This window comes from Pseudomonas sp. xss_4, from assembly GCF_043104125.1.
GTDB classification, from domain to species: domain Bacteria; phylum Pseudomonadota; class Gammaproteobacteria; order Pseudomonadales; family Pseudomonadaceae; genus Aquipseudomonas; species Aquipseudomonas parafulva_B.
The window spans coordinates 1-20,361 of the sequence record NZ_JBICKJ010000051.1 but is presented as its reverse complement, the minus strand read 5'-3'; the positions used below and the strand labels follow the sequence as shown (position 1 = coordinate 20,361).

Here is a 20,361-nt window from a genome sequence, read left to right as displayed (position 1 = left end):
CCAAGGCTCGACAGATGCGAATATTTGGTAAATAAAAAAACCCCAAGAGGGGTTTTTCTACATATAACAAATCTAATTTTTACTATGAATCAGAAGTTTAAGCTTCTTTAAATATATTATCATGTTAATTCAAATTCGCAAGCTATAAAATGCTATAATTGCATTAAACAAATAAATATTTTATGCAAACCATCTACTACGTCGATTTAGAAATTCACAATAAAGAACCAGAACCAAAATACAGAAAATACAAAGTCAATTTTGAGCCTAGCCATTTTTATAAGATTGGTTTATCGGTCGAGGCGCAACAAACACTAAGCGTTCGATTTGATATAAGATTTAAAAATATCAAATCACCAATAATAAATGATCAATACCTTTTCACCACGCTTACCCCTGAAAACGACCAAATCAGATATTTTCTAGTCAAATATCAAGAAAATCCTCAATCGCTTCCCTTATCCATGATTATTCAAGACTGTGTAAATAGCACTGGTAGAGCAGGCGCGGGGATCTACACGTTGCACTGTCTCACACAATACACACCTCTTCATGACCTCTATTTTGAATCCATAGACGTAAATCTTGACGTTTGCTTTCAGATGTATTTTCAAAATTCGCATCAATACACTAGTTTCGAATCTTTTTTTACTGACGAGAATTTTGAAGACAGTGTGACGCAATTTCAGCTCTTGGAGTATTGATATGGAATTCACATCACCCTCAAATCCAGACTCACACGACTACTTTACGCTTGCCACAGACACTTCAAGCGTTCAGCGCCGTGTCTACTCGATGCAGAACCACGTCTCAAGGCCAACCATGCAAGAGATCATTCAGCGCCTTGGGCTGTATGGCGATCCCCAACAAAGACTGCGCTATATCTGCGTTCCTGTGGGAGTCCTCAGCTATGTCAACAAGACCTATGACCTTGTGCTGTTAGGGCGCTCAGAAGCCCGCATATCCCTGTTCAACTACTACGACGAAGGGCCAATCTACGCTAAGACAGCAGACGAAATGCTCAGCGGTATGGTCAACTCGCACAATCTGCACTCAATCTTTGAATCTGATCTTGATTCGCAATTTGTCCTTTCCTTCAACAGTCTTGTCTTCAATTATCTGGAAAATCACATTCATAACATGGATTTCCCTGTTTATTTGCGTCGAACTGAAACGCTTGAAGAATCTGCCGTGAGATTTCTTCAAAGCTATTAGATCACCTTTCATTTTTCACCTATAAAAATTAGAGCCAAAAAAAACTCCCTCGTGGGAGTTAATTTTATTATACGGTTAAATTTTTGCAAATGGCACATTAAATACTATTGGCTTTCCTGAGCTTATATTTCTGATCTCTTTCACCACTACTTTGATATTTCCATTTTGATAATCTGCGCTTACCACTACGAAATCATCTACGTTGCTTTTTGTGATACCACCAAATCCTATGTAGCTTCTGGCAAAACGAGGCGCGTCACTCAGAATAACGATTCCACCAGAAACTTTTTCCCATTTACTTGCTACTGCTTCGATTTTCCCGATGTTTAGATTATCTAATTTATCAATAAGAATATATAATTTGTAATCAGCAGACAGATCAACGTCTTGGACAACATTTAAATAATTTAATAATTTATCTAAGCTTGAATCATCCGAGGCTTTTATTGTTTGACTGGATAAAAGCCCTTTAGGTCTGTTATCAGTGTTAGACAACTCTTCATCAGCAGATACTTGATTTGCACATGTGTTACTAGCTTGCAACCATTTATCGCCGTATGGATACGACTCTACACCTTCATTATTTGTCGCTTTAATTTTGTATTCTGAGATCGAACCAATTTGACCATCAGGGCATTCCCTTTCTCTTGTTTCTTGTGAGAACTGATCTAATTCAGCTACACAGTTGTTTACTCGGTCTGTCTCAATGAATTTTGTTCCAGATAAGCCGTATGTAACATTTTTACCTTTGACTGTGATTGATCCAAACTGACCAGATGGGCATTGCTCAGATTTTGTCACTTCCTCTTCTTCAAGCAAAGCATCTTCAAGAGTTTTACAAGTATTTTCTTTTACAGAGGAAATCCAACCACTGTCATTCCTTATTACATCGTTAACGGCGTCGTATTCCCACGTTCTGTTGAAATCATACTTGATATGCCCAGCCTGCCCTTCCTGACAAGCTACAGTTTCCGTTTTCCAGTCAGTCAACTGTTGGAAAGCAACTGGCACACCGCAAGCTTCTTCGCTGCCTTTTGACCAAACACCGCCAAAGTCATCAACGTCAGCTTCAGTGAAATCGTCTATGAAGACAGAGCCGTCAGCAGCCTTCGATACTGGGATCGGTATGTAGTAGCCGTAATATTCAATGGCATAGCTAGAGCCATTGAAAAGGAGCGGTATAGTGCCTTTACGCACGGTCTCGCCGTTGACCTTGGACCCTACTGTCTGCCCGTCTGGACACGTTACAAAGACGTTAGCTGTCACGTCCTGCAATACAGGCTCTGGCTCAGGCTCAGGCTCTGGTTGAGGCTTTGGAGGCGGTGGGGTCTGACAAGAATTCATGACCGTATACCAATCGATCATCGTAAATTCGCTACTGTCAGAGCCTTTCCTAATCATCCTTTGCTCTGTAATTTGCCCTACCTGCCCTGCCGCGCAATCTGTATTTCTCGTTTGGTATTCGTATGTGTATGTTACTGGAACTTTACACGCAGACTCAAAGCCTGGAGTCCAGATTCCATTAAAATCATACATGAAAGAAGACGGCATTTTGAAAAATGGCGGTTCTGATATTCTGTAATCGTCAAGATTGATTGGAGTAAAAGCGCCGCTTGCTAAATTCTTTATTGAATAAGTGATTTCGCCTTTTTTATCAGTTTCTGACCAAATTTCAACACGCCCTTGTCTTTGTATAGAGCCACCGTCGAAGCCACCCACTGTTTGACCTACAGGGCAGTCTTCGTAGATATATTGGTCATGATCGAAATGTAATGGAACAGAGTAATCAGGCTCAGCTATTTTAGTGCATGAATTGAAGTCTGTAATCCATTCTGATTCGTTTTGTCTGACGCCATTTATCATTTCATAGGTTCGATATTGTGAGATATAGCCACTTTCGTCAGCTTCACAATTTAAATTTCTTGTTTCTTGTAAATATTCGACCTCTGGTTGCACTGGTGGCGTTTGACATGCGCCCTCATAACCTTCTAGCCAATAACCGCCATATGTCTTAACAAATCCGTTTTCGTTTATGGCAGACCTACCCCATATTTCTGTTTTTTTATAAGTATCCGCATCGTATGGCGAATATGTATCATCACTAGCGAACTTAAAAAATTTTTGTTGCGAAGCATCATTTCTGAAATAGCTGGGGATATATCCTACTTTTTGAGCAAGACCGTTCAATTCGCCATTTATTGTTTGTCCTGCAGGGCAGTCTTCTACATACAATTCTTCTGCATATGGAAGAATGTCGGGTGTTTTTTCATAATGTTGTAATGTGCAGTTTTCACTTAATCGCGTAACACCGTCTGCTAAAGGCTCAATATTTAAACTCGCACCTATGGCTTTTACGTCATCAGGAGATATTTTTACATCGCTCAAACTACCATCGTCTCTTTTAAATTTTGCAACTTGAAGAAGTTGTCCATTTGCTAACGTAACGTAAAGATATGAGTCTAAATTGACGACAACATTCCCAGTTGCTGGAATTACGAATCTTTTAAATGCTACATCGGCTTCATATCTTCTTTCACCGATGCAATAATTTAATTTCATTTGTTTGTCGTCAAAAAATTCACCCTTCGTTGAACTCACTGGTATAAGTCCTGAATTCGTAGGTGTGTAATACGTTTGTTCCCACTGTTCTCCTATAAGAGAAGAGTGAGCTTTTGAGAATGGAGATAAAGCGAAAACGAGAGAAACGGCTGGAATCAGCGCTATTTTTGTTATTTTTTGGTTTTGCATAGTTATGAATATTTGTTATATGCTCTAATTATAGCATAATCAATATTCGAAAATGGACACTAAAATAAATTATTGTAAATAATCTTCAAGCCATTCTGCAGTATACTTTTCGATAGATAATGCAATCCACTTATTGTAAAACCAAACATCAGCTAAAAACTGATCTGCGAATTTCTCATGCACATCTAACAGTCTTGTTTCTAACGTATCCTTATAGCTTTTCCAAGCGACTTCATCTACTTCTAAATGCCACAAATCCAGATAATTTAAAATCATCATGTGTAGCTTTATACCGCGCTCAAAGCTACTGCCATACTCGCCATCGAACACTTTTCTTTCTTCCGAACCAGAACAAAGGTAATCACGAAAGATTTCAAGATTCTGAAAAATATCATGTATGGCATCCTCTGTATCAATCGAAAATTCTTCACGCAGTTTTGTATGGCGATTTAGAAATAAGTTTGTGCCCATGACTGAAATCCTTTGGACGTAGAAAAACCCTTCAATGAGGGTTTCTAAATTTAAGGAAAAGGGTTTTCTACACTAACAAATATATTATTTCATTATATCAGAAAGCACTAACTACAAATACCTTCTAAATACATATTAGCATTTGAAAAGCTAAACGCAACTCGAAGCTGATATTTTTTTCAGTTATTTTTAATATTTTTCCACTGCACGTTATCGCCACACAATTTAGAAAGGTAGATAATGTATTCAGCTTTATAGGCTTCATCGGATTGGCCATCAAATCTAACTGGCGCTTTGGCTCTATAATTTTGTTCCAAAAGCGTCTTTCTGAAATTATCAATACTTTCAGTTAAGTATTCACAGATCCTTGAAGCAGCCCTTTCAATTGTCACAAAATCATTCTTGTGCTTGAATCCAGCGGCGATAATTGGAGACTGAACCCCTAGGTAAGGTGACGTGCCAAAGCGCTTTGCCATCTTATTTGTAGCAAAATTTACGTGAAATGCGTCTTCTGGATTTGAATTTTTTTCGATTTTCAAAACCACTTGTTGAAGCTGATTTGCTGGCAGTTCAGATGAATTAAGCACAGTGCGCAGGCAAGGTCTGTATTTAAAGCACTGCATATCAGACAACCCTTTCAACGTAACATCATTGATTACGATGAAGTAAAATGATTTGGAGTATGGCAAAATGGTTATGCTGTATCCATCACGGTTTTTAGCCTTAAGTGCCTTTATATTATCTTTAATATCATCTCTTGTTAAATAGTTCAGTTTCTGCTTATTCTTCCATGCTACGAAAACTGTTTTGCGATTGTCTTTGTGCAAATGAATTTCGTATTTATCCGCGTTGATTGTGTCAAGCTGCTTGTAGAATCTTTGTTCTATTTGTTTAATGTCATTCATTATTTACTCTGTTGTTTTAAAAAATTTGTCCATCAATTTGTCATTGAGCTTATCTCTATTGCCCTCATAAGCCCTGTATTGCTCTTGCCAGTCCTTTCTTAAAAAGCCTTCACTATCCAAAGCAGGCTCATATAGAGGATCAGCAAATGAGGCATCAGAAAGTCTCAAAGCATATGATGTATTAGAAGCTGCTCTTGCATTCACAATGAATGTCATTGTTCCATTTTTATTATCTGGCACTGTTTTTATAAGCTTTGTGTATCTCAATAGATTCAAGGATTTTGTTCTTGTCCTTGCGTCTTTTATTCGCAATGCTGAATCAAGTGCATCCATTGTTGTTTGACATTCACCATTTTTGTTCATTGCAAAGCACGCCATTTCAAAAATTGTTCTTGCATAAATATCAACAATTCCAATTGCAAACAGAAACTTTTGCGCATCTGCTATAACTTGCGTATAGAGCAGATTCCTTTTTATCTTTGGATTTGGCATATTTTTTTTATCTTTATCGCTTGCTAACTTTTTAGCATTTGATACGATAATTGTATCGAATGGATTTTTCAACTATCTCACCATTTGTTTTATAAGACCGTTACTCCCCAGCAGCGGTTTTTTGTTTTCTAAATTCATATTAGGATTTCAAATTCTAATTCTTCATATGTAACTGCGCTGCTTTTAACTATTTTCATGTCGCGCAGTATGTTAATAGCAGTTCTTGTAGCTTCTCTTTCTCTACCTAAGAACTTTTTAATGCTCGAAAAAGTCGTGTAGGTATATTCAATTTTCAAATTTGGTTCAGTATTAGCTTTTAAATACATTAGCAAAGCAAACGCAGTAGGGCTTTTCTTTACTAAATCTCTCAGCTTCTTTTCGCTTTCATTATCTTTACTGATAGTTATGAATTTGTTCATAAAATTTACCCTTTAGATTGATATTTATATTTGTGTAATTTCACTATAACATTTAAAAACCTAAAATCTGGTCTGTAGACAAAAATATTTTAATATTAAAAACCAACTGCATGGCGATGTAGTTGGTTTTTCATTTTGGACCGGAATACCGGCATAAAAGGCTTATCCAACTACATCACCATGCAGTTGTATTTTTTAAATATTCAAAACCAACTACATCACCATGTAGTTGTATTGCTCTGCAAGCCACGAAAATCAAGACCAAAAAGTCTATACGCGCGCGCAATATAAGAAATCATTGTTTACTTCAATCCAATGCAGATTCAGCTATCTGAAAATTGATAAGAGTATGTATGTCTAATTCGTTGAAGCTTCTTACGAAGTCAACTCATTGAGAGAGAAGCTGATAATAGATCCAGCCTTTTTGAATTGAAAAGAACTCACGCTTGCAGCGTCGAAGGTGAAACAAAAAAAGGAAAGCCCTGATGGATCTTCCCTTTGTTATTTTCAGCCATCTTGAATTTTATTTTAAGCTTTGGGTGTTTTCTATAAATTTAAATGTTGAACAATACTTTTTCTATTGCCTCTTTTTTCGCCTTTGGCGTTGGGCCTTCACTATATCTGTCAAAAGTCATTGACAGCGAGCCACCTACTTCATGCCCAACAATGGACATTACAAGGATATTCTTAATATCAGCCCTTTCAAGCTCAGTTACCATAGTGTGTCTGAACGAGTGAAACACAAGCTCTTTTGAATAGCCAAGGGCAATTTTAAAGGCAGAGAAATCACTACTCATTTCCTTTGACTTAACGCCGTATTTCCCACCTCTATTGGTTTTCAGCAAATATCCATCCTTGGAATTCCTCTTCAGTCGTTCAACCAGTGGCAAGAGCTTTGAATGGATAGGAACGAGCCTTTCACCAGCGTTTGTTTTCGATTGTTTAATGTCAAAGCAATAAACATCATCAACCATCACCAGATCTTCAACCTTTATCTGACAAATTTCTTCAATCCTTGCCCTTGTATAGGCACCAAGCTGGATCAAATCAGCTAATTTAGATTTACCCTGGCTCACGGCATTGTCATACAGGCTTTTCACTTGATCCTTTGTGAATGCTTTACGCACCTCTTCCTTACGAGCGCCACGGCGAACTTTGTTGATTGCATGGTTCAAGAAAGGATTGACAGGGAATCTCTGCCTGAAATTCGCATCATTGAACATAAATTTGTAAAACGCATTGAATGAGCATAGATATTGCGTTTTTGTTTTGTCTGCACAGTCCAACGAATCTAAGAAAACACGAACAGATTCATAATCTAGTTCAAATTTCTGCTTGTCTAGAAAATCCTTCAGCATGTTAAGCCGATTTACATGCCTATCAATTGACCTAAGCGTTACTTTTCGCTTCACTTCATATTTGTGAAATTCTACGAAATTCTTTTCATTTAAAGGATGCTTTTTAACGACCTTGGCAGGCTCAGCAATCAACGCTTTGACCTGTTCTTTTTCTTCTTCGTTATTCACCAAACCAGAAAAAGAACCTAATACGTTCGATTTTTCCAATTTTTCAAGCAGATCTTCTGCTTTTTTAAAGGATTTATTAGGCAGCTTTTCAAATTCATTTAGCTCATTCAAAAGCTCTGCTTGTGCTGGGTTCAGTTCTTCTCCTAATGCCTGTTTTTCAAGAAGTAAATGATTTAGAAAATTTCGATGACCTTCAATTTTTTTCAGTGCATGAATGTCTTCATAATCAGATTCTTCAAAATCTTTCTTACGTTCTTGCTTCTGCTCTGCCAAGCCAGCTTTGATTTCTTCAAGACTTTCAAACAATTCATCAAATCTGGCTGCAGACGGCAGCAAGGAAAGGCTGCTCATTTCTTGCTCAACGACAAGCCTTCTGCGCTCACTGGCTATGCGATTCTTGAATTCGTGCAAGTCTTTCGTGCGTAGCACCATAGCTTCGCTTTTGCGCCCAGTTTTAAGGCTTTTTAGAAATTCCGTCTTACCACCAAAAGCAGAACGTAATTCAGCCGGGATAGCCACGCGGACATACCACGTTCCATTTATGTTCTTGAGATTATCCACAGCCATTTTGGATGCCTTCTTACGTTTTTTTTAAAAGCCTCCCTTGATTTAACGTGGATCATCACGGGAAGCTTCATGTTCAAACAGCTTTATCTTCAAAAGTTAAATTTTTTCCCTAATTCCTTCAACGATTTTGGTTCTTTTAGCTTATCTGACGGAATCAGATATCTCACATCATTTAGCCCATTAACCATCATTAAATTTCCTTTTGAATCTAAACTCAAATTGAATTGGTAGGGTCTATTTTCGTTTCGATCAAACTTTTCCAAATATATAGCGTTTTTATACTTGCTTGGACGGTAAACTGTAAGCTGATTATTCAACTCTCTACCATCCTTGAATCCGATTACCTCTAAAAATACAAGACCATCAATGTCACTTTGTTTGCCTTTATATTCTACGTCGCCCGAACCTAGCTTTCTTATTGAGTAAGCATATTCAACATCATTGAGATTAATGACCCAATACTTCGCCTTACCAGCTCGATCCAAAATACGGTTAGCCAAGCCCTGAACTGATATGCTCAGCCCCTTTCTGTCGTAGTCTAAATTTTGCTCAATCGGTTCTTTCGGGGCTTCTGCCAAAGCATTCAGAGATAACGTCACTGCAACGATAGCGAAAATCTTTTTCATACCCTATATTTCCTTATTGTGCTGTAAGGCTTTTGTAAGCGACGAAGACAATTCCCAATATAATTACCGAAAACCAAAAATATATTTTCTGAGTTTTTTTAGGAATTTTCTTTAGATAACGGTTAATTAACACAGCAACGAAAATCCAAACCACCAGAATTGTTAATACCATCGCGCTCGACGATAAGAGCAGAAGCACAAACAAAAATAGGGCTGGACCAAATAATACTATCTCTGTAAACGTTAAGTCGCTTCGCCTTCCACCTTTTGACAGACGTCGATATTCAGCCTCACGTTTCCTATCCTCTTCGTATAGTTGACCTTCGTGATAAAAAGCTTCTTGCTTATTCGTGAAACTTCTGGCATCACTCGTAGTAAAGTTTCCGAATTTATCCTCATTCACCAGGTTTGTCCTATTATATTGGGCTTATTAAATTTGACTCTTCTTGACAATTTGGAACAGCTTGCTAATGCCGGGCAGCCAGTGCTCGACCATTACTACTTAAAATTTAGAACTTAACAAATACCTGACATTAAAATCCCTTTTCAAATATATTCGACCGCTGCATCGAACTGCCTACTCGATGTGCCGGTGTGGATTGCGTTCCTACTACAAAGCTTCGTTGATCACGTATGGCTCACCCACACAGCATCACGGAATTTTTGATCGAAAAGAACAGCTAATCAAGCAGTATTTGTCCGTTTTCGACCCTTGTCAGGGTATTCGGCTTAGGCGTAACCCCCCCCCCCTTCTGCCTGAAACCCCTGGTGCTGGGGCTCGTCAAATGTTTTGTAAGCGAAAATGCTGGCTCTTGGCCATTCCCTGTGGAACAATCTTTTTTCCTCTAATAGTGGTGGATGGACCCTTATGTCGCTTTTGAATCGTAAAATGTTAGCAATCGCAGTGCTTTTCGGTTCGGTATCCTTATTGGCTGGATGCCAAGAGAAACTCGAAGCAACATCCATGCCGATCTTGAAGGCTAGCGTCCAGAAAATCTCGAAGGACATGGACCCCGTTGAGAAAGTCAAATTTCAAGAAGCTTACGAGACTGGCCTTAACTATGTTTATGCCAAGAACCATGGCGGGCGCACCCCAGAGCAAAACGTTGGAGCAATCTTTTCTCAGCTCATGAACGGTGCAAGCGGCCAGAAAATCGATACAAGCGCTGAAGAGAACACGGAGCGTGAATTCCTAAAGCTTATGGATGGAAAAACTGCGTCTGATGTGATTGATAAAAAATCGGACTGGGACAAGGAATTGGCAACTCTCCAAGCGCAATGGCAGAAAGCACAGGATGAACTTGCAGCCCAGCGTCAGAAACAGATGGAAGAGAAGGCTCGTCAGCAGAAGCTGGAGTTTGCACGTCAACGTAGGCTGCAACTGAGCCAAAACATCGCCCAGCTTGAACAAAATATTCCAAAACTCGAAGCTCAGATTAGTGAAGCGGAAACGCTGAAACAACCATATGCAGATGCCGTCGCTGATTACTCGAAAGTTGAGATAAAAAACATCTCTCTCAAAACTGACGGCCCACGTAAACGTTTTGTCGAATTTGATGTGGTGAATGGCTCTCAATTTCAGTTTGATCAAATATATTTCAAAACAATCGTAGAAGCTGGTCAGAACGGAATCGTGAATCGTAACGCACTTGAAAAAGTCCCAGGCGACGGTGTGGCACCTGGTTCAACTTACCACGTTTCATATAATATCTCTTACTCCGGTGCTTTTAAATACGCCCCGAGCGATCTGTCCGTTAACATTAAGATCCTCACGGCCACTGACACCGGGAAGAAGGTAGCCGTGGCTGAAACTCTAGATGAGGCAGGCTGGAAGCGTTGGTCAGAGAGCAATCTGGTAAGTGCGAAGAACCAGTTAGAACAGACACAAAAGCGTATCGACGACTTTAAAAAGCAATTGGCTGACATGGATCAGCAGTCCACCTCAGCCTAATCGGGGAATGATAATGAATAATATTGCTAGATTTTTGTTAGCTGTCAGTATGAGTATTGTATTAGCTGGCTGTGGTGGGGATGATAGTCCTATTGTAAAATCCAAGACCATCGATGACGTGGGCCGTTTCATTGAGCACAGCGACCAGCTCACGCCGCAGCAAAAGAAAGACCTCGCAGTAGCAGTGCCCAACCTCATGAACGCTTGGGTCGTCGATCATGGTTTCAATGAGGACATCAAGAAGGATCTTGGCGCTTATTTTGATGGAATGCACGTCAACGAGATAGTCAAGAAGGGTGGCACAAAGCTTGATCTTGATAAGAAAGCTGAAGCCGAAAGCATCGCAATCGACTACCGGATGAAGCATATGTAATCTGCAGCAATCGCCCATCGGGAACGAGCCATCATTGAGCACCATTTTGGAAGTAGTTTTTGGAAGTAGATGATGATGAAACCCTTACAAACCAATGCCTACAGGGGTTTCGCTCGTTTTTAGAGACAGTTCGAGTCTCCCTCGGGGCACCAAATCCGAAAAGCCGACCTTAAATGGTCGGCTTTTTTTTGCGCCGTGAAAACCGCTCAGTGCATCACATTTGCCTGGCGTCAGCCTATTGATTCGCTGGTGCCTGAACATGAAGCAATGCTATTGGCCAGTGGCCATACCCTCCGCCTACTCTCATTTCGTCGGATAACAACCGAACGCATTGCCTAACTGATGGCATTTAGCCATAGTGCGGCTCCCCTCAACCCCCTCCCCTTGTGTGATCAATGAAAACAACCGCGCCCTGTATGGCGGCAATGATGCTGCTGAGTGGGTGCAATGGAGTGCCAACGTCCTACGTTTCAGACCCGGTCTACAGTCAAGCTTTCGTGGTGACGTCCGGAGCGCCGCTGCCCATGCTGCTGATGGCAAGCGCCATCCAGTGGAATGCGGATTATGCAGTCACCGCCAAACACACCCCTTTCCTGCGCAACGTGGTCCATGAAGGCCTGGGCGATGTGGTGTTCTTCAAGCACAAGGCCAGTGAAATACCGCGTTGGCGTCAATATGTGCCTGGAGAAGCGGTTACGGCGGTGGGTTACAACAGCTTGATGATGCCCGTGCAGGGCAAGGGCCACGCGCTCTCGTCACTGGTCCGGCTCGATGGCACCCCTGGCAGCGTGTTCTATTCGGTGCACGACGGGCCGATCACCAAGGGGATGTCTGGCGGCCCGGTATTCGCCGATGACGGTAACGTGGTAGGCATCAACATCGCCATCATCCCCACCAGCGGCATTGATGCCGTCAGACGACCGGATCTGGTGGGCAAGGACCGGGTCAGTGTGTTCATGTCCTTCAGCGAGATCGACAAGGAGTGGCGGCGCTACCAGTACATGCTGGCGCGCAAGTCCAAGCCTCAGGCCCCAACGTCGGTCAAAGGCTTTGTGGCTGTGGCTGCAAAACCCTGATCAGGCGGGTTCAGAGGCCTGGGGCGCCAGGACGATGCAATTTCGCCCGGCGCGCTTGGCGGCATACAACGCCATATCGGCGGCATGCAGCCAGGCTTGGGCATCGGTAATGCCTGCATGGTAAGGGGCGATACCGATGCTCAGGCTCAAGTTAAGGTGCGGCAGCGCTGGGTCGCGGAACGCCTCCACGGCCAGGCGCAGCCGCTCAAGCACTTCCCTTGCCTGCCCTGGCGTCGTGTCAGGCAGCATCACGCAGAATTCGTCCCCGCCATAGCGCGCCGCAGGGTCATGCTTGCGCAAGTGCAAGGAAAGCGTGGCACTGATCACCCGCAGGATATTGTCACCCACCTGATGGCCATGACGGTCATTGATCTGCTTGAAGTGGTCGACGTCGATCAGGGCAAGGCAACTGCTCCCTGTGCTAGCTCGGCAACGTGCAAATTCGCGCAGCAGCAGTTCCTGCCACGCCCCGTGATTGCGCAAGCCCGTGAGGCTGTCGGTCTGGCTCAGGCGGGCCAGTGCACGTTTATGCTGGCCCAACTGGACGGTCACCTGATAGCAGATCATGCCGATGGCCATGGGGTAGATCAGCAGGATCGGCAGGCACGCCAGCATCTGCGCCTGCGTAGTGGCCGGAAAAAGCGGCGGCGCGAACAGCCATAGGCCCAGGGCGATGCCGACACCCTGGGCAAGTACCGTTTTCATGAATAGGGGCCAGCCACCGGCCGCAATCTTGTCCATGGCGATCATCGACAGGATGATCACGCTGGGCAGTGGGTTGAGCCCCATGACACCCGCCCAGCAACCCCCGGCGAAGCCATCGACCACCAAGTTGCGCTGCTCGGCCTTGTAGGGCTGGGCGGATACCCGAGCAATCTGAAACGCCAGGTGCGGCCAGACAAAACCGTGTGCCAGTAACAGCGCCCACACCCATCCCCCTGGCTGCAATGGCGCGATTCCGATCATCACACAAAAGAAGCCTAGGCCAGTTCCGATGGCGCGTGGGGCATACATGCGTTTGGCGAAGGAAAGGCCCGTGCCGGTGCGCTCGATCATGGTGGGATACCGAGAAGATAAGGCTGAAGGTGCACGGTACAACTGCGAAGCATGTGCATGCTGAGGCAAGGCATTGTGCCACCATCCAAATCAGGCCGGCAAACGCGTCTGGATGAAATGCATACACTCATTTGGGATGTCGCCTCAGCACCTGTCAGCCCCACATGCGCTGCCACAACCTCATCCAGAACCTTCGGCGCGACCCGACGTCCCATCCAAGGTCCTGAACCGTTTAAGGTGCGCCATTTGAAAGACGTCATCCTCCGCAAATACCGCTTGGTCGTGAAAACCTTCGGCTACATCGGTTGGTCACTGTTCTGGCTGCTGATCTGGGACGTACTGGTCACTATTGATTTCATGCTCTTTCTCAACAGCAAGTTCACTCTGCCCCTGATACCGCTTTCGCTGATGGGTTCGGCGCTGGTTGTGCTGGTAAGCTTTCGTAACAGCAGCGCCTACAACCGCTGGTGGGAGGCACGTACTTTGTGGGGTGCCCTGGTCAACAGTTCCCGCAGCTTTGCCCGCCAGACGCTGACCCTGATCGATGACCCCGACGAGGGGCTCAATCCGGTCAAGGCGACCCTGCTGCGTCGGCACATCGCCTACATCAACTGCCTGGCAGCGCACCTGAAAGGGGAGAAATGCCCGCAGGAGCTGGTGGCGTTTATCCCTGAGGCAGAATTCGAGCGGCACCACGGCTCCAACAATTTTGCCAATGACATCTTGAGTGGTTCGGCCGCGTTACTGGCCAGGGAATATCAGGAGGGCCGGCTGGACAGCATCCGCTTGGCTCGCCTTGAGTCCACGCTGGTGGACTTGTCCAATGCACAAGGGGGCATGGAGCGAATCGCCAATACGCCACTGCCCTACCCTTATGTTTATTTCCCCCGGTTGTTCATCACGCTGTTCTGCTTGATCGTACCGGTCGGCCTAGTGGAGTCGCTGGAGTGGTTCACGCCCCTGGCCTCCACGGTTGTAGGCTTCATGCTGCTGGCGATCGAGCGCATCGGTACCGACTTGCAGAGCCCATTCCGCTTCAGCGAACACCAGATCCAGATGGATACCATCTGCGAGACGATCGAGCGCAACCTGGAATCGATGCAGCGCGGGGCGCAATCGGCCGAGGCCGTGAGCGCTTGAGAACAGGCAGCGGCCGCAGGGCCGCTGGCCTGATCAGGCCCTTACGAAACGCTGGCGCAGTACATCACTGAGCGCATCGACCAGGAACACCAGCACCAGCATCCCGATGATCACCGTACTGGCCTGGGCTTCCTGAAACAGACTCAAGGTGGTGTAGAGCATCTGCCCCAAGCCTCCAGCACCCACAAAGCCCAGCACACTGGCCATGCGTATATTGTTTTCCCAACGGTACAAGCTGTAGGCCAGCAACTGCGGCCACAGGTTAGGCAAGGTGCCGTAGCAGAAGGCTGCTACCTGCCCCGCGCCTTGCAGGCGAATGGCTGCGGCAGGTTCAGGCGAGGCGTTTTCCAGCGCCTCGGCAAACAGACGCCCCAGTACGCCGGCGGTGTGCAGCGCCAACGCCAGGGTGCCAGCGTTTGGCCCAAGTCCAGCTGCCAGCACGGTCAGCGCGGCCCACACAAGCTCCGGAATGGCGCGCAGCGCATTGAGCAGCAACCGGGCCAGCCCCTGCAACGGCCAGCCAAACCGGCCCGCCGCCGGCAGCGCCAGCAACAGGCCCATGACGACGGCCAGCAACGTGCCGATACCGGACATGGCCAGGGTTTCCAATGCGCCATGCGCCACCGCACGCAGATGCTCGCTGGACAGGTCCGGGGTCAGGAACCGTCCGGCATACTCACCCATTTGGGCCAGCCCACCATTGTCGATCAACGCCCCGAAATCCAACCCCAAATAGGCGAACGAACCGACGATGGCTGCCAGCAGCGCGGCCAACAGGGCCAGATTGATCAGCCGATTCATGCAAGCCTCCCGCGCAATAGGCGGCTGAGCCCATCGGCAAGCATCACCAGGGCCAGGAACGTCAACAACATGCTGGCTACCTCGGCGCCAGCGAACATGCGCATGGACAGGTCGATCTGCTGACCCAGCCCGCCGGCCCCCACGAACCCCATCACCACCGATGCCCGTACTGCACATTCCCACCGGTATACTGTGTAGGACACCGCTTCGCTGACGGCATTGGGCAAGATGCCGTAGAAAAAGGCGGCCAGCCGTCCACTGCCCGCCTGCAACAAGGCGTGCGCGGGCCGCTGGTCCACCGATTCGAAGATTTCCGCATACACCTTGCCCAGCATGCCGCTGTAGGTAATGGCGATTGCCAGCACCCCGGCCGTGGGCCCGAGGCCTACAGCGCGCACGAACAACAGTGCCCAGACGATCTCAGGCACGCTGCGCAGGAAGATCAGCACGCCCCGTACGGGCAGCCGCACCAGGCGCGACCAGGCACCCGGGCGCCCGCCACGCGAGGCAGCGTTCAGGGACAAGGCGCGGCTGGCCAGCAACCCTGCCGGCACGGCCAGCAGCCAGGCTAGCGCCATACCGGCGGTGGCCACAGCCAAGGTCTGCAGGGTGGCCTCAAGTAATAGCTCGAGAAAGTCGCGCTCATGTGCAGGTGGCCAGAATGCCCCCGTGAAACTCGCCATCTGCTCGCGGTTTTCGGCCTGTAAAAGCACGGCCGGGTTCAACTCGCTCAACTGGATACCCGGCCACAGGACCGCGATGGCCAGCAACCCGATCAGTATTCTTGGCGCCATTGCCGGATCACGTTGACTGGCGTTCAGCATCTGGGCAACTGCACGTGGGGGCTCGCATTAAGGCCGTGCTTGGCCACCAGCTGCTCGTTGGCGTACAGCGCTTGCAGCAGCTCATCGGTCACAGCCTCGGCTGGGCAATCAAACAGCACCTGCCCTTCGCGTATGCCGATCACCCGGGGAAAGTGGGCCAGAGCCAATTCGACCGCATGCAGGCTGGCTACCAGCGCCACGCCAGTGGCCTGGGCATGCCGGTTGAGCAGCGCCAGGCTGTGATCGGCCAATACCGGGTCCATCGCCGACACCGGCTCGTCGGCGAGCATGATACGAGGCTGCTGATACAGCACCCGCGCAATACCCACCCGCTGAAGCTGGCCGCCTGACAGTTGACCGCACTGCACGAACAGCTTGTCTGCTAGCCCCAGTTCGGCCAAGACCTGGCGCGCACCAGGCACATCGCAGGGATACAACAGGTTGAGCAGGCTGCGACCAAGCCCCCACTGGCCCAGACGGCCCGCCAGCACGGCAGTGACCACCCGCTGGCGCGGCGGCAGTGGCGGCGCCTGGTGAACCAGACCTACCTGGGCCCGCAGGCGCTGCCGGGCCCCTGCCGACAACGCCCATGGTTGCTGCCCGAGCACCTCCAGACGGCCGCTGCTCGGCCTGGTCGCCGTGGCCATCAGGTGCAGCAAGCTGGACTTGCCCGCCCCCGACGGGCCGATGATGGCGACGCGCTCAGCCTGCGCGATGCGCAAGGTCACGCCCTCCAGGGCGCGCACCGCGCCATGCCGCAAGCTTGCGCCTTGCAGCGCGATGACTGCTTCAGAAGGCACGGCAGACGTCACTTGAGCAAGCCAGCCTCGCGGGCGGCTTGCTCGGTGCCCGCGTAGTTTTCCGGCTTGGTTTCGATGAAGCGGCTGGCTGCCTGCAGGTCGAGAATGGCTTTCTGCTCTGGATCGGCGGGGTCAAGGTTCAGGAAGGCCTGTTTGATCTTTTCCTTGAGGGCCGGGTCCATGTTGCCACGCACCGTCCAGTTGTAGTCGAAATAGGTCGGGGTCGTGGCGAACACGCGCACCTTGGCGGTATCGACCTTGCCGGCGTCCACCAGTTTCTGCCAAACGCTGGCGTTGAGCACACCGGCATCGACCTTGCCAGCCTGTACCCAGGCCACGGTGGCGTCGTGGGCACCGGAATAGGCTACGCGGCTGAAGTACCCTTCAGGTTTGATGTTGTCCTGCTTGAGCATGAAATAGCGTGGCATCAAGCTACCGGACGTGGAAGAAATGGACCCGAAGGCGAAGGACTTGCCCTTGAGGTCCGCCAGGCTTTTTACTGCAGGGTTGGCAGTGATGAACTTGGAGGTGAATTGGGCGTCCTGCTCGCGTTGCACCAGCGGCGTGGCAGTCGGATCCTTCAGGTGCACCTGCACGAACGTGAACCCGCCCAGCCACGCCAGGTCCAGCCGGTCGGAGGCCAGCGACTCGACCACGGCCGGGTAGTCAGCCACCGGCACGAACTTCACCTGCATGCCCAACTGCTTGGACAAGTATTCGCCCAAGGGTTTGAACTTGCGTTGCAGTTCGGTGGGCGCTTCGTCGGGAATGGCGCTGACACGCAGTGTCTCTGCGGCCTGGACGGCCAGGGCACAGCAGGACAGCACGAGGCTGGCGGCGAGCGCCAAGGGACGTTTGAGCATGGGTTTCTCCGGTTCAATAGCGGGGAATGGGGTGAGTTCGAGGCTGCGCGCAATAACAGGCAGTGCAGGTGGGCTGCCTTGCCGACGTGCAGTTTGCAGCTCGATGCGAGTCATTGACCCGACGATTATAAGAGCCGCAGGCCCAATGACCAGCTTTGCTACAATCGCGCGATAAATTGACCTGCCGAGGTACACATGAGCGAGCCGATTCGCCTGACCCAGTACAGCCACGGTGCCGGCTGTGGCTGCAAGATATCCCCCAAGGTGCTGGACGTCATCCTGGCCGAAAGCGGTGCCCAGGCCCTGGATCCGAAGCTCTGGGTCGGCAATGCGTCGCGCGACGATGCCGCCGTGTATGCCCTGGACGAGGAGCGCGGTGTGGTGTCGACCACCGACTTCTTCATGCCCATCGTCGATGACCCCTACGATTTCGGCCGCATCGCGGCAACCAACGCCATCAGCGATATCTACGCCATGGGCGGTGATCCCCTGATGGCCATTGCCATCCTGGGCTGGCCCGTCAACGTCCTGGCACCAGAGGTTGCCCGTGAGGTGATCCGCGGTGGCCGGGCGGTATGCGCCGAAGCCGGTATCCCGCTTGCCGGTGGTCATTCCATCGATGCACCCGAGCCGATTTTCGGCCTGGCGGTGACTGGCGTTGTCAGCAAGCGCCATCTCAAGCGTAACGACACCGCCACGGCGGGCTGCCGCCTGTATCTGACTAAGCCCCTGGGCATCGGCATCCTCACCACCGCCGAGAAGAAAGCCGTGCTGCGCGAGCAGGATCGAGGCGTGGCGCGCGACTGGATGTGTACCCTGAACACACCAGGCAGCCGCTTTGGCAAGCTCGACGGGGTCAAGGCCATGACGGACGTCACCGGGTTCGGCCTGCTAGGCCATCTGGTTGAGCTTGCAGAAGGCAGCGGCCTGACCGCACACCTGGACTACGCCAAGGTGCCCCGCCTGCCAAGTGTCGAGCACTACCTCGCCGCCGGCTGCATTCCAGGGGGGACGCTGCGCAACTTCGAGAGCTACGGGCACAAGCTAGGCGCGCTCAGTGACGATCAGAAGCACCTGCTGTGCGACCCGCAGACCAGCGGTGGGCTGCTGGTGGCCGTAACCCCGGAAGGGGAGGACGCATTTCTCGCGGCAGCCGCCGACCTGGGCTTGCAACTGTCGCCTATCGGCTACCTGGCGGAGCGACAGCGCCACGCGGTCGAGGTCTTCTGATGCGGCCCGACTGCACTGATTTCCGCCAGTTGTTCCTCGACGATGTGCCGATGATGGACATGCGTGCGCCCGTCGAGTTTGCCAAGGGCGCCTTTCCCGGCGTGGTCAACCTGCCCCTGATGAACGATGTGGAACGGCAGAAGGTTGGCACCTGCTACAAGCAGCAGGGCCAGGCTGCCGCCATCGCCCTGGGTCATCAACTGGTGGGCGGCGCCACCAAGCAGGCTCGTCTGGAGGCGTGGGTGGCATTCACCCAGGCTCACCCGGAAGGCTATCTGTATTGCTTTCGTGGCGGCCTGCGCTCGCAGATCGTCCAAGGGTGGTTGCGCGATGAAGCCGGTATTCGCTACCCGCGTATCACCGGGGGCTACAAGGCGATGCGCAACTACCTGCTCGAGACCACGGAGCAGGCCGTAAGCGAGTGCGATTTCGTGTTGGTTGGCGGCTTGACCGGTACTGGCAAGACCGATGTGCTGCAACAGCTGGGCAACGTACTGGACCTTGAAGGCCATGCCAATCATCGCGGGTCGAGCTTTGGCAAACGCGCCACCGGGCAACCGGCTCAGATCGACTTCGAGAACCAGCTGGCCATCGATGTGCTGAAAAAGCGCGCGCAAGGCATTGGCCAGTTCGTGCTGGAAGATGAAGGCCGCATCGTTGGCAGTTGCACGGTGCCTTTGTCTTTGTATCAGGGCATGCAGCACTACCCGCTGGTGTGGCTGGAGGACAGTTTCGATAGCCGGGTCGAGCGCATCCTGCGCGACTATGTCATCGACCTCAGTGCCGAGTTCATCGCCCTGCATGGCGAGCAAGCCGGGCAGCAATTGTTCGCGCAGCGCATGTTGCAGAGCATGGCCAACATCCGCAAGCGCCTGGGCGGTGAGCGCCATCAGCGGCTCACCGCGCTGCTTGAGCAGGCCCTGGGAGAGCAATTGCGTAGTGGCTGCGTGGACCTGCACCGAGGCTGGATCGAGGGGTTGCTCAACGAGTACTACGACCCGATGTATGCCTATCAGCGTGAGGCGAAGGCCGAGCGGATCGAGTTTGTTGGGGATGCTGTGCAGGTGCGGGAGTATCTGGAGCAGCGCGCGCGGCGAGGGATAGGATTGAGTCAAGCAGCCCGATTAGGTTAGCAACTCTCAGCTCTCGACCCTACTCATCTCTTGCTCTTGCTCTTGATCTTGATCTTGATCTTGATCTTGATCTTGATCTTGATCTTGATCTTGATCTTGATCTTGATCTTGATCTTGATCTTGATCTTGATCTTCGCGACTTCAG

At 49.2% G+C, this 20,361-nt stretch carries 21 protein-coding genes; 8 read left to right on the top strand and 13 right to left on the bottom strand.

Annotated features, from left to right (window positions below):
* The first annotated feature begins 182 nt into the window (after positions 1 to 182).
* Positions 183 to 704 (top strand): hypothetical protein, encoded by a 522-nt coding sequence (locus tag ACF8GB_RS10405; protein WP_392526985.1) that lies wholly within the window; start codon positions 183 to 185, stop codon positions 702 to 704.
* A 1-nt stretch (position 705) separates the two neighbouring features.
* A complete protein-coding gene (locus ACF8GB_RS10400) occupies positions 706 to 1,215 on the top strand; it encodes a hypothetical protein (RefSeq protein ID WP_392526984.1) in 510 nt (169 codons plus the stop codon).
* A 75-nt stretch (positions 1,216 to 1,290) separates the two neighbouring features.
* Here ACF8GB_RS10400 and ACF8GB_RS10395 read toward each other — a convergent pair whose 3' ends face one another.
* The 8 genes from ACF8GB_RS10395 to ACF8GB_RS10360 all read right to left on the bottom strand — a co-directional run bounded on the left by ACF8GB_RS10395 (position 1,291) and on the right by ACF8GB_RS10360 (position 9,372).
* Complete coding sequence (locus tag ACF8GB_RS10395; protein WP_392526983.1) at positions 1,291 to 3,963, bottom strand: hypothetical protein; 2,673 nt, start codon at positions 3,961 to 3,963, stop codon at positions 1,291 to 1,293.
* Between the two features lie 69 nt (positions 3,964 to 4,032).
* Positions 4,033 to 4,434: a hypothetical protein gene (locus ACF8GB_RS10390; RefSeq protein WP_212624144.1), complete on the bottom strand. Its 402-nt coding sequence runs from the start codon at positions 4,432 to 4,434 to the stop codon at positions 4,033 to 4,035.
* Between the two features lie 179 nt (positions 4,435 to 4,613).
* On the bottom strand, positions 4,614 to 5,339 hold the full coding sequence (locus ACF8GB_RS10385; protein ID WP_392526981.1) for a hypothetical protein: 726 nt from the start codon (positions 5,337 to 5,339) through the stop codon (positions 4,614 to 4,616).
* Positions 5,340 to 5,342: 3 nt separating this feature from the next.
* Complete coding sequence (locus ACF8GB_RS10380; protein WP_181073604.1) at positions 5,343 to 5,903, bottom strand: hypothetical protein; 561 nt, start codon at positions 5,901 to 5,903, stop codon at positions 5,343 to 5,345.
* Between the two features lie 62 nt (positions 5,904 to 5,965).
* Positions 5,966 to 6,250: a hypothetical protein gene (locus ACF8GB_RS10375; RefSeq protein ID WP_181073603.1), complete on the bottom strand. Its 285-nt coding sequence runs from the start codon at positions 6,248 to 6,250 to the stop codon at positions 5,966 to 5,968.
* 554 nt (positions 6,251 to 6,804) lie between these two features.
* A complete protein-coding gene (locus ACF8GB_RS10370) occupies positions 6,805 to 8,343 on the bottom strand; it encodes a tyrosine-type recombinase/integrase (protein WP_392526980.1) in 1,539 nt (512 codons plus the stop codon).
* 89 nt (positions 8,344 to 8,432) lie between these two features.
* Positions 8,433 to 8,969, bottom strand: a complete 537-nt coding sequence (locus ACF8GB_RS10365; RefSeq protein ID WP_392526979.1) for a hypothetical protein — start codon at positions 8,967 to 8,969, stop codon at positions 8,433 to 8,435.
* A gap of 13 nt (positions 8,970 to 8,982) precedes the next feature.
* Positions 8,983 to 9,372 carry a hypothetical protein gene (locus ACF8GB_RS10360; protein WP_392526978.1) on the bottom strand — a complete coding sequence of 130 codons (390 nt, stop codon included), beginning with the start codon at positions 9,370 to 9,372 and terminating at the stop codon, positions 8,983 to 8,985.
* 465 nt (positions 9,373 to 9,837) lie between these two features.
* On the opposite strand from ACF8GB_RS10360, the gene ACF8GB_RS10355 reads away from it, so the two are divergent.
* The 3 genes from ACF8GB_RS10355 (at position 9,838) to ACF8GB_RS10345 (ending at position 12,369) form a co-directional block, all read left to right on the top strand.
* Entirely contained in the window at positions 9,838 to 10,920 is a 1,083-nt protein-coding gene (locus tag ACF8GB_RS10355) for a hypothetical protein (protein ID WP_392526976.1), read from the top strand.
* Between the two features lie 13 nt (positions 10,921 to 10,933).
* Positions 10,934 to 11,293 carry a hypothetical protein gene (locus tag ACF8GB_RS10350; protein ID WP_392526974.1) on the top strand — a complete coding sequence of 120 codons (360 nt, stop codon included), beginning with the start codon at positions 10,934 to 10,936 and terminating at the stop codon, positions 11,291 to 11,293.
* Positions 11,294 to 11,721: 428 nt separating this feature from the next.
* Entirely contained in the window at positions 11,722 to 12,369 is a 648-nt protein-coding gene (locus ACF8GB_RS10345) for a trypsin-like peptidase domain-containing protein (protein WP_058604354.1), read from the top strand.
* Here the strand turns inward: ACF8GB_RS10345 and ACF8GB_RS10340 are convergent, their stop codons facing one another.
* A complete protein-coding gene (locus tag ACF8GB_RS10340; RefSeq protein ID WP_145255818.1) occupies positions 12,370 to 13,425 on the bottom strand; it encodes a diguanylate cyclase in 1,056 nt (351 codons plus the stop codon).
* 246 nt (positions 13,426 to 13,671) lie between these two features.
* Between ACF8GB_RS10340 and ACF8GB_RS10335 the strand changes: the two genes are divergently transcribed.
* Positions 13,672 to 14,565: a bestrophin family protein gene (locus ACF8GB_RS10335; RefSeq protein WP_058637447.1), complete on the top strand. Its 894-nt coding sequence runs from the start codon at positions 13,672 to 13,674 to the stop codon at positions 14,563 to 14,565.
* A gap of 33 nt (positions 14,566 to 14,598) precedes the next feature.
* Here ACF8GB_RS10335 and phnE read toward each other — a convergent pair whose 3' ends face one another.
* Genes phnE through ACF8GB_RS10315 form a run of 4 tightly spaced genes read right to left on the bottom strand, consistent with a single transcriptional unit; the run spans position 14,599 to position 17,853 of the window.
* Entirely contained in the window at positions 14,599 to 15,366 is a 768-nt protein-coding gene (phnE, locus tag ACF8GB_RS10330) for a phosphonate ABC transporter, permease protein PhnE (protein WP_392526973.1), read from the bottom strand.
* The gene (locus ACF8GB_RS10325; RefSeq protein WP_078479082.1) at positions 15,363 to 16,190 is read right to left on the bottom strand and encodes an ABC transporter permease; all 828 of its coding nucleotides are present in this window, start codon (positions 16,188 to 16,190) and stop codon (positions 15,363 to 15,365) included. Before ACF8GB_RS10325 ends, phnE begins: the two co-directional genes overlap by 4 nt.
* Positions 16,184 to 16,990 (bottom strand): phosphonate ABC transporter ATP-binding protein, encoded by an 807-nt coding sequence (locus ACF8GB_RS10320; RefSeq protein WP_078479450.1) that lies wholly within the window; start codon positions 16,988 to 16,990, stop codon positions 16,184 to 16,186. The genes ACF8GB_RS10325 and ACF8GB_RS10320 overlap by 7 nt, the downstream gene beginning before the upstream one ends.
* Positions 16,991 to 16,998: 8 nt before the next feature.
* The gene (locus ACF8GB_RS10315; RefSeq protein WP_058604349.1) at positions 16,999 to 17,853 is read right to left on the bottom strand and encodes a putative selenate ABC transporter substrate-binding protein; all 855 of its coding nucleotides are present in this window, start codon (positions 17,851 to 17,853) and stop codon (positions 16,999 to 17,001) included.
* Positions 17,854 to 18,048: 195 nt separating this feature from the next.
* Here ACF8GB_RS10315 and selD point away from each other — a divergent pair, with 195 nt between their 5' ends.
* Together selD and mnmH are read left to right on the top strand one after the other, a co-directional pair.
* The gene (gene selD / locus ACF8GB_RS10310) at positions 18,049 to 19,083 is read left to right on the top strand and encodes a selenide, water dikinase SelD (protein ID WP_392526972.1); all 1,035 of its coding nucleotides are present in this window, start codon (positions 18,049 to 18,051) and stop codon (positions 19,081 to 19,083) included.
* Positions 19,083 to 20,216 (top strand): tRNA 2-selenouridine(34) synthase MnmH, encoded by a 1,134-nt coding sequence (mnmH, locus tag ACF8GB_RS10305; protein ID WP_326383375.1) that lies wholly within the window; start codon positions 19,083 to 19,085, stop codon positions 20,214 to 20,216. The genes selD and mnmH overlap by 1 nt, the downstream gene beginning before the upstream one ends.
* Positions 20,217 to 20,361 lie beyond the last annotated feature (145 nt).

Bases quoted from the DNA above. Each gene is read 5' to 3' on its own strand.
- ACF8GB_RS10405 (WP_392526985.1), top strand. From the start codon at position 183: ATGCAAACCATCTACTACGTCGATTTAGAAATTCACAATAAAGAACCA.
- ACF8GB_RS10400 (WP_392526984.1), top strand. From the start codon at position 706: ATGGAATTCACATCACCCTCAAATCCAGACTCACACGACTACTTTACG.
- ACF8GB_RS10395 (WP_392526983.1), bottom strand. From the start codon at position 3,963: ATGCAAAACCAAAAAATAACAAAAATAGCGCTGATTCCAGCCGTTTCT.
- ACF8GB_RS10390 (WP_212624144.1), bottom strand. From the start codon at position 4,434: ATGGGCACAAACTTATTTCTAAATCGCCATACAAAACTGCGTGAAGAA.
- ACF8GB_RS10385 (WP_392526981.1), bottom strand. From the start codon at position 5,339: ATGAATGACATTAAACAAATAGAACAAAGATTCTACAAGCAGCTTGAC.
- ACF8GB_RS10375 (WP_181073603.1), bottom strand. From the start codon at position 6,250: ATGAACAAATTCATAACTATCAGTAAAGATAATGAAAGCGAAAAGAAG.
- ACF8GB_RS10370 (WP_392526980.1), bottom strand. From the start codon at position 8,343: ATGGCTGTGGATAATCTCAAGAACATAAATGGAACGTGGTATGTCCGC.
- ACF8GB_RS10365 (WP_392526979.1), bottom strand. From the start codon at position 8,969: ATGAAAAAGATTTTCGCTATCGTTGCAGTGACGTTATCTCTGAATGCT.
- ACF8GB_RS10355 (WP_392526976.1), top strand. From the start codon at position 9,838: ATGTCGCTTTTGAATCGTAAAATGTTAGCAATCGCAGTGCTTTTCGGT.
- ACF8GB_RS10350 (WP_392526974.1), top strand. From the start codon at position 10,934: ATGAATAATATTGCTAGATTTTTGTTAGCTGTCAGTATGAGTATTGTA.
- ACF8GB_RS10345 (WP_058604354.1), top strand. From the start codon at position 11,722: ATGCTGCTGAGTGGGTGCAATGGAGTGCCAACGTCCTACGTTTCAGAC.
- ACF8GB_RS10340 (WP_145255818.1), bottom strand. From the start codon at position 13,425: ATGATCGAGCGCACCGGCACGGGCCTTTCCTTCGCCAAACGCATGTAT.
- phnE (WP_392526973.1), bottom strand. From the start codon at position 15,366: ATGAATCGGCTGATCAATCTGGCCCTGTTGGCCGCGCTGCTGGCAGCC.
- ACF8GB_RS10325 (WP_078479082.1), bottom strand. From the start codon at position 16,190: ATGCTGAACGCCAGTCAACGTGATCCGGCAATGGCGCCAAGAATACTG.
- ACF8GB_RS10315 (WP_058604349.1), bottom strand. From the start codon at position 17,853: ATGCTCAAACGTCCCTTGGCGCTCGCCGCCAGCCTCGTGCTGTCCTGC.
- selD (WP_392526972.1), top strand. From the start codon at position 18,049: ATGAGCGAGCCGATTCGCCTGACCCAGTACAGCCACGGTGCCGGCTGT.
- mnmH (WP_326383375.1), top strand. From the start codon at position 19,083: ATGCGGCCCGACTGCACTGATTTCCGCCAGTTGTTCCTCGACGATGTG.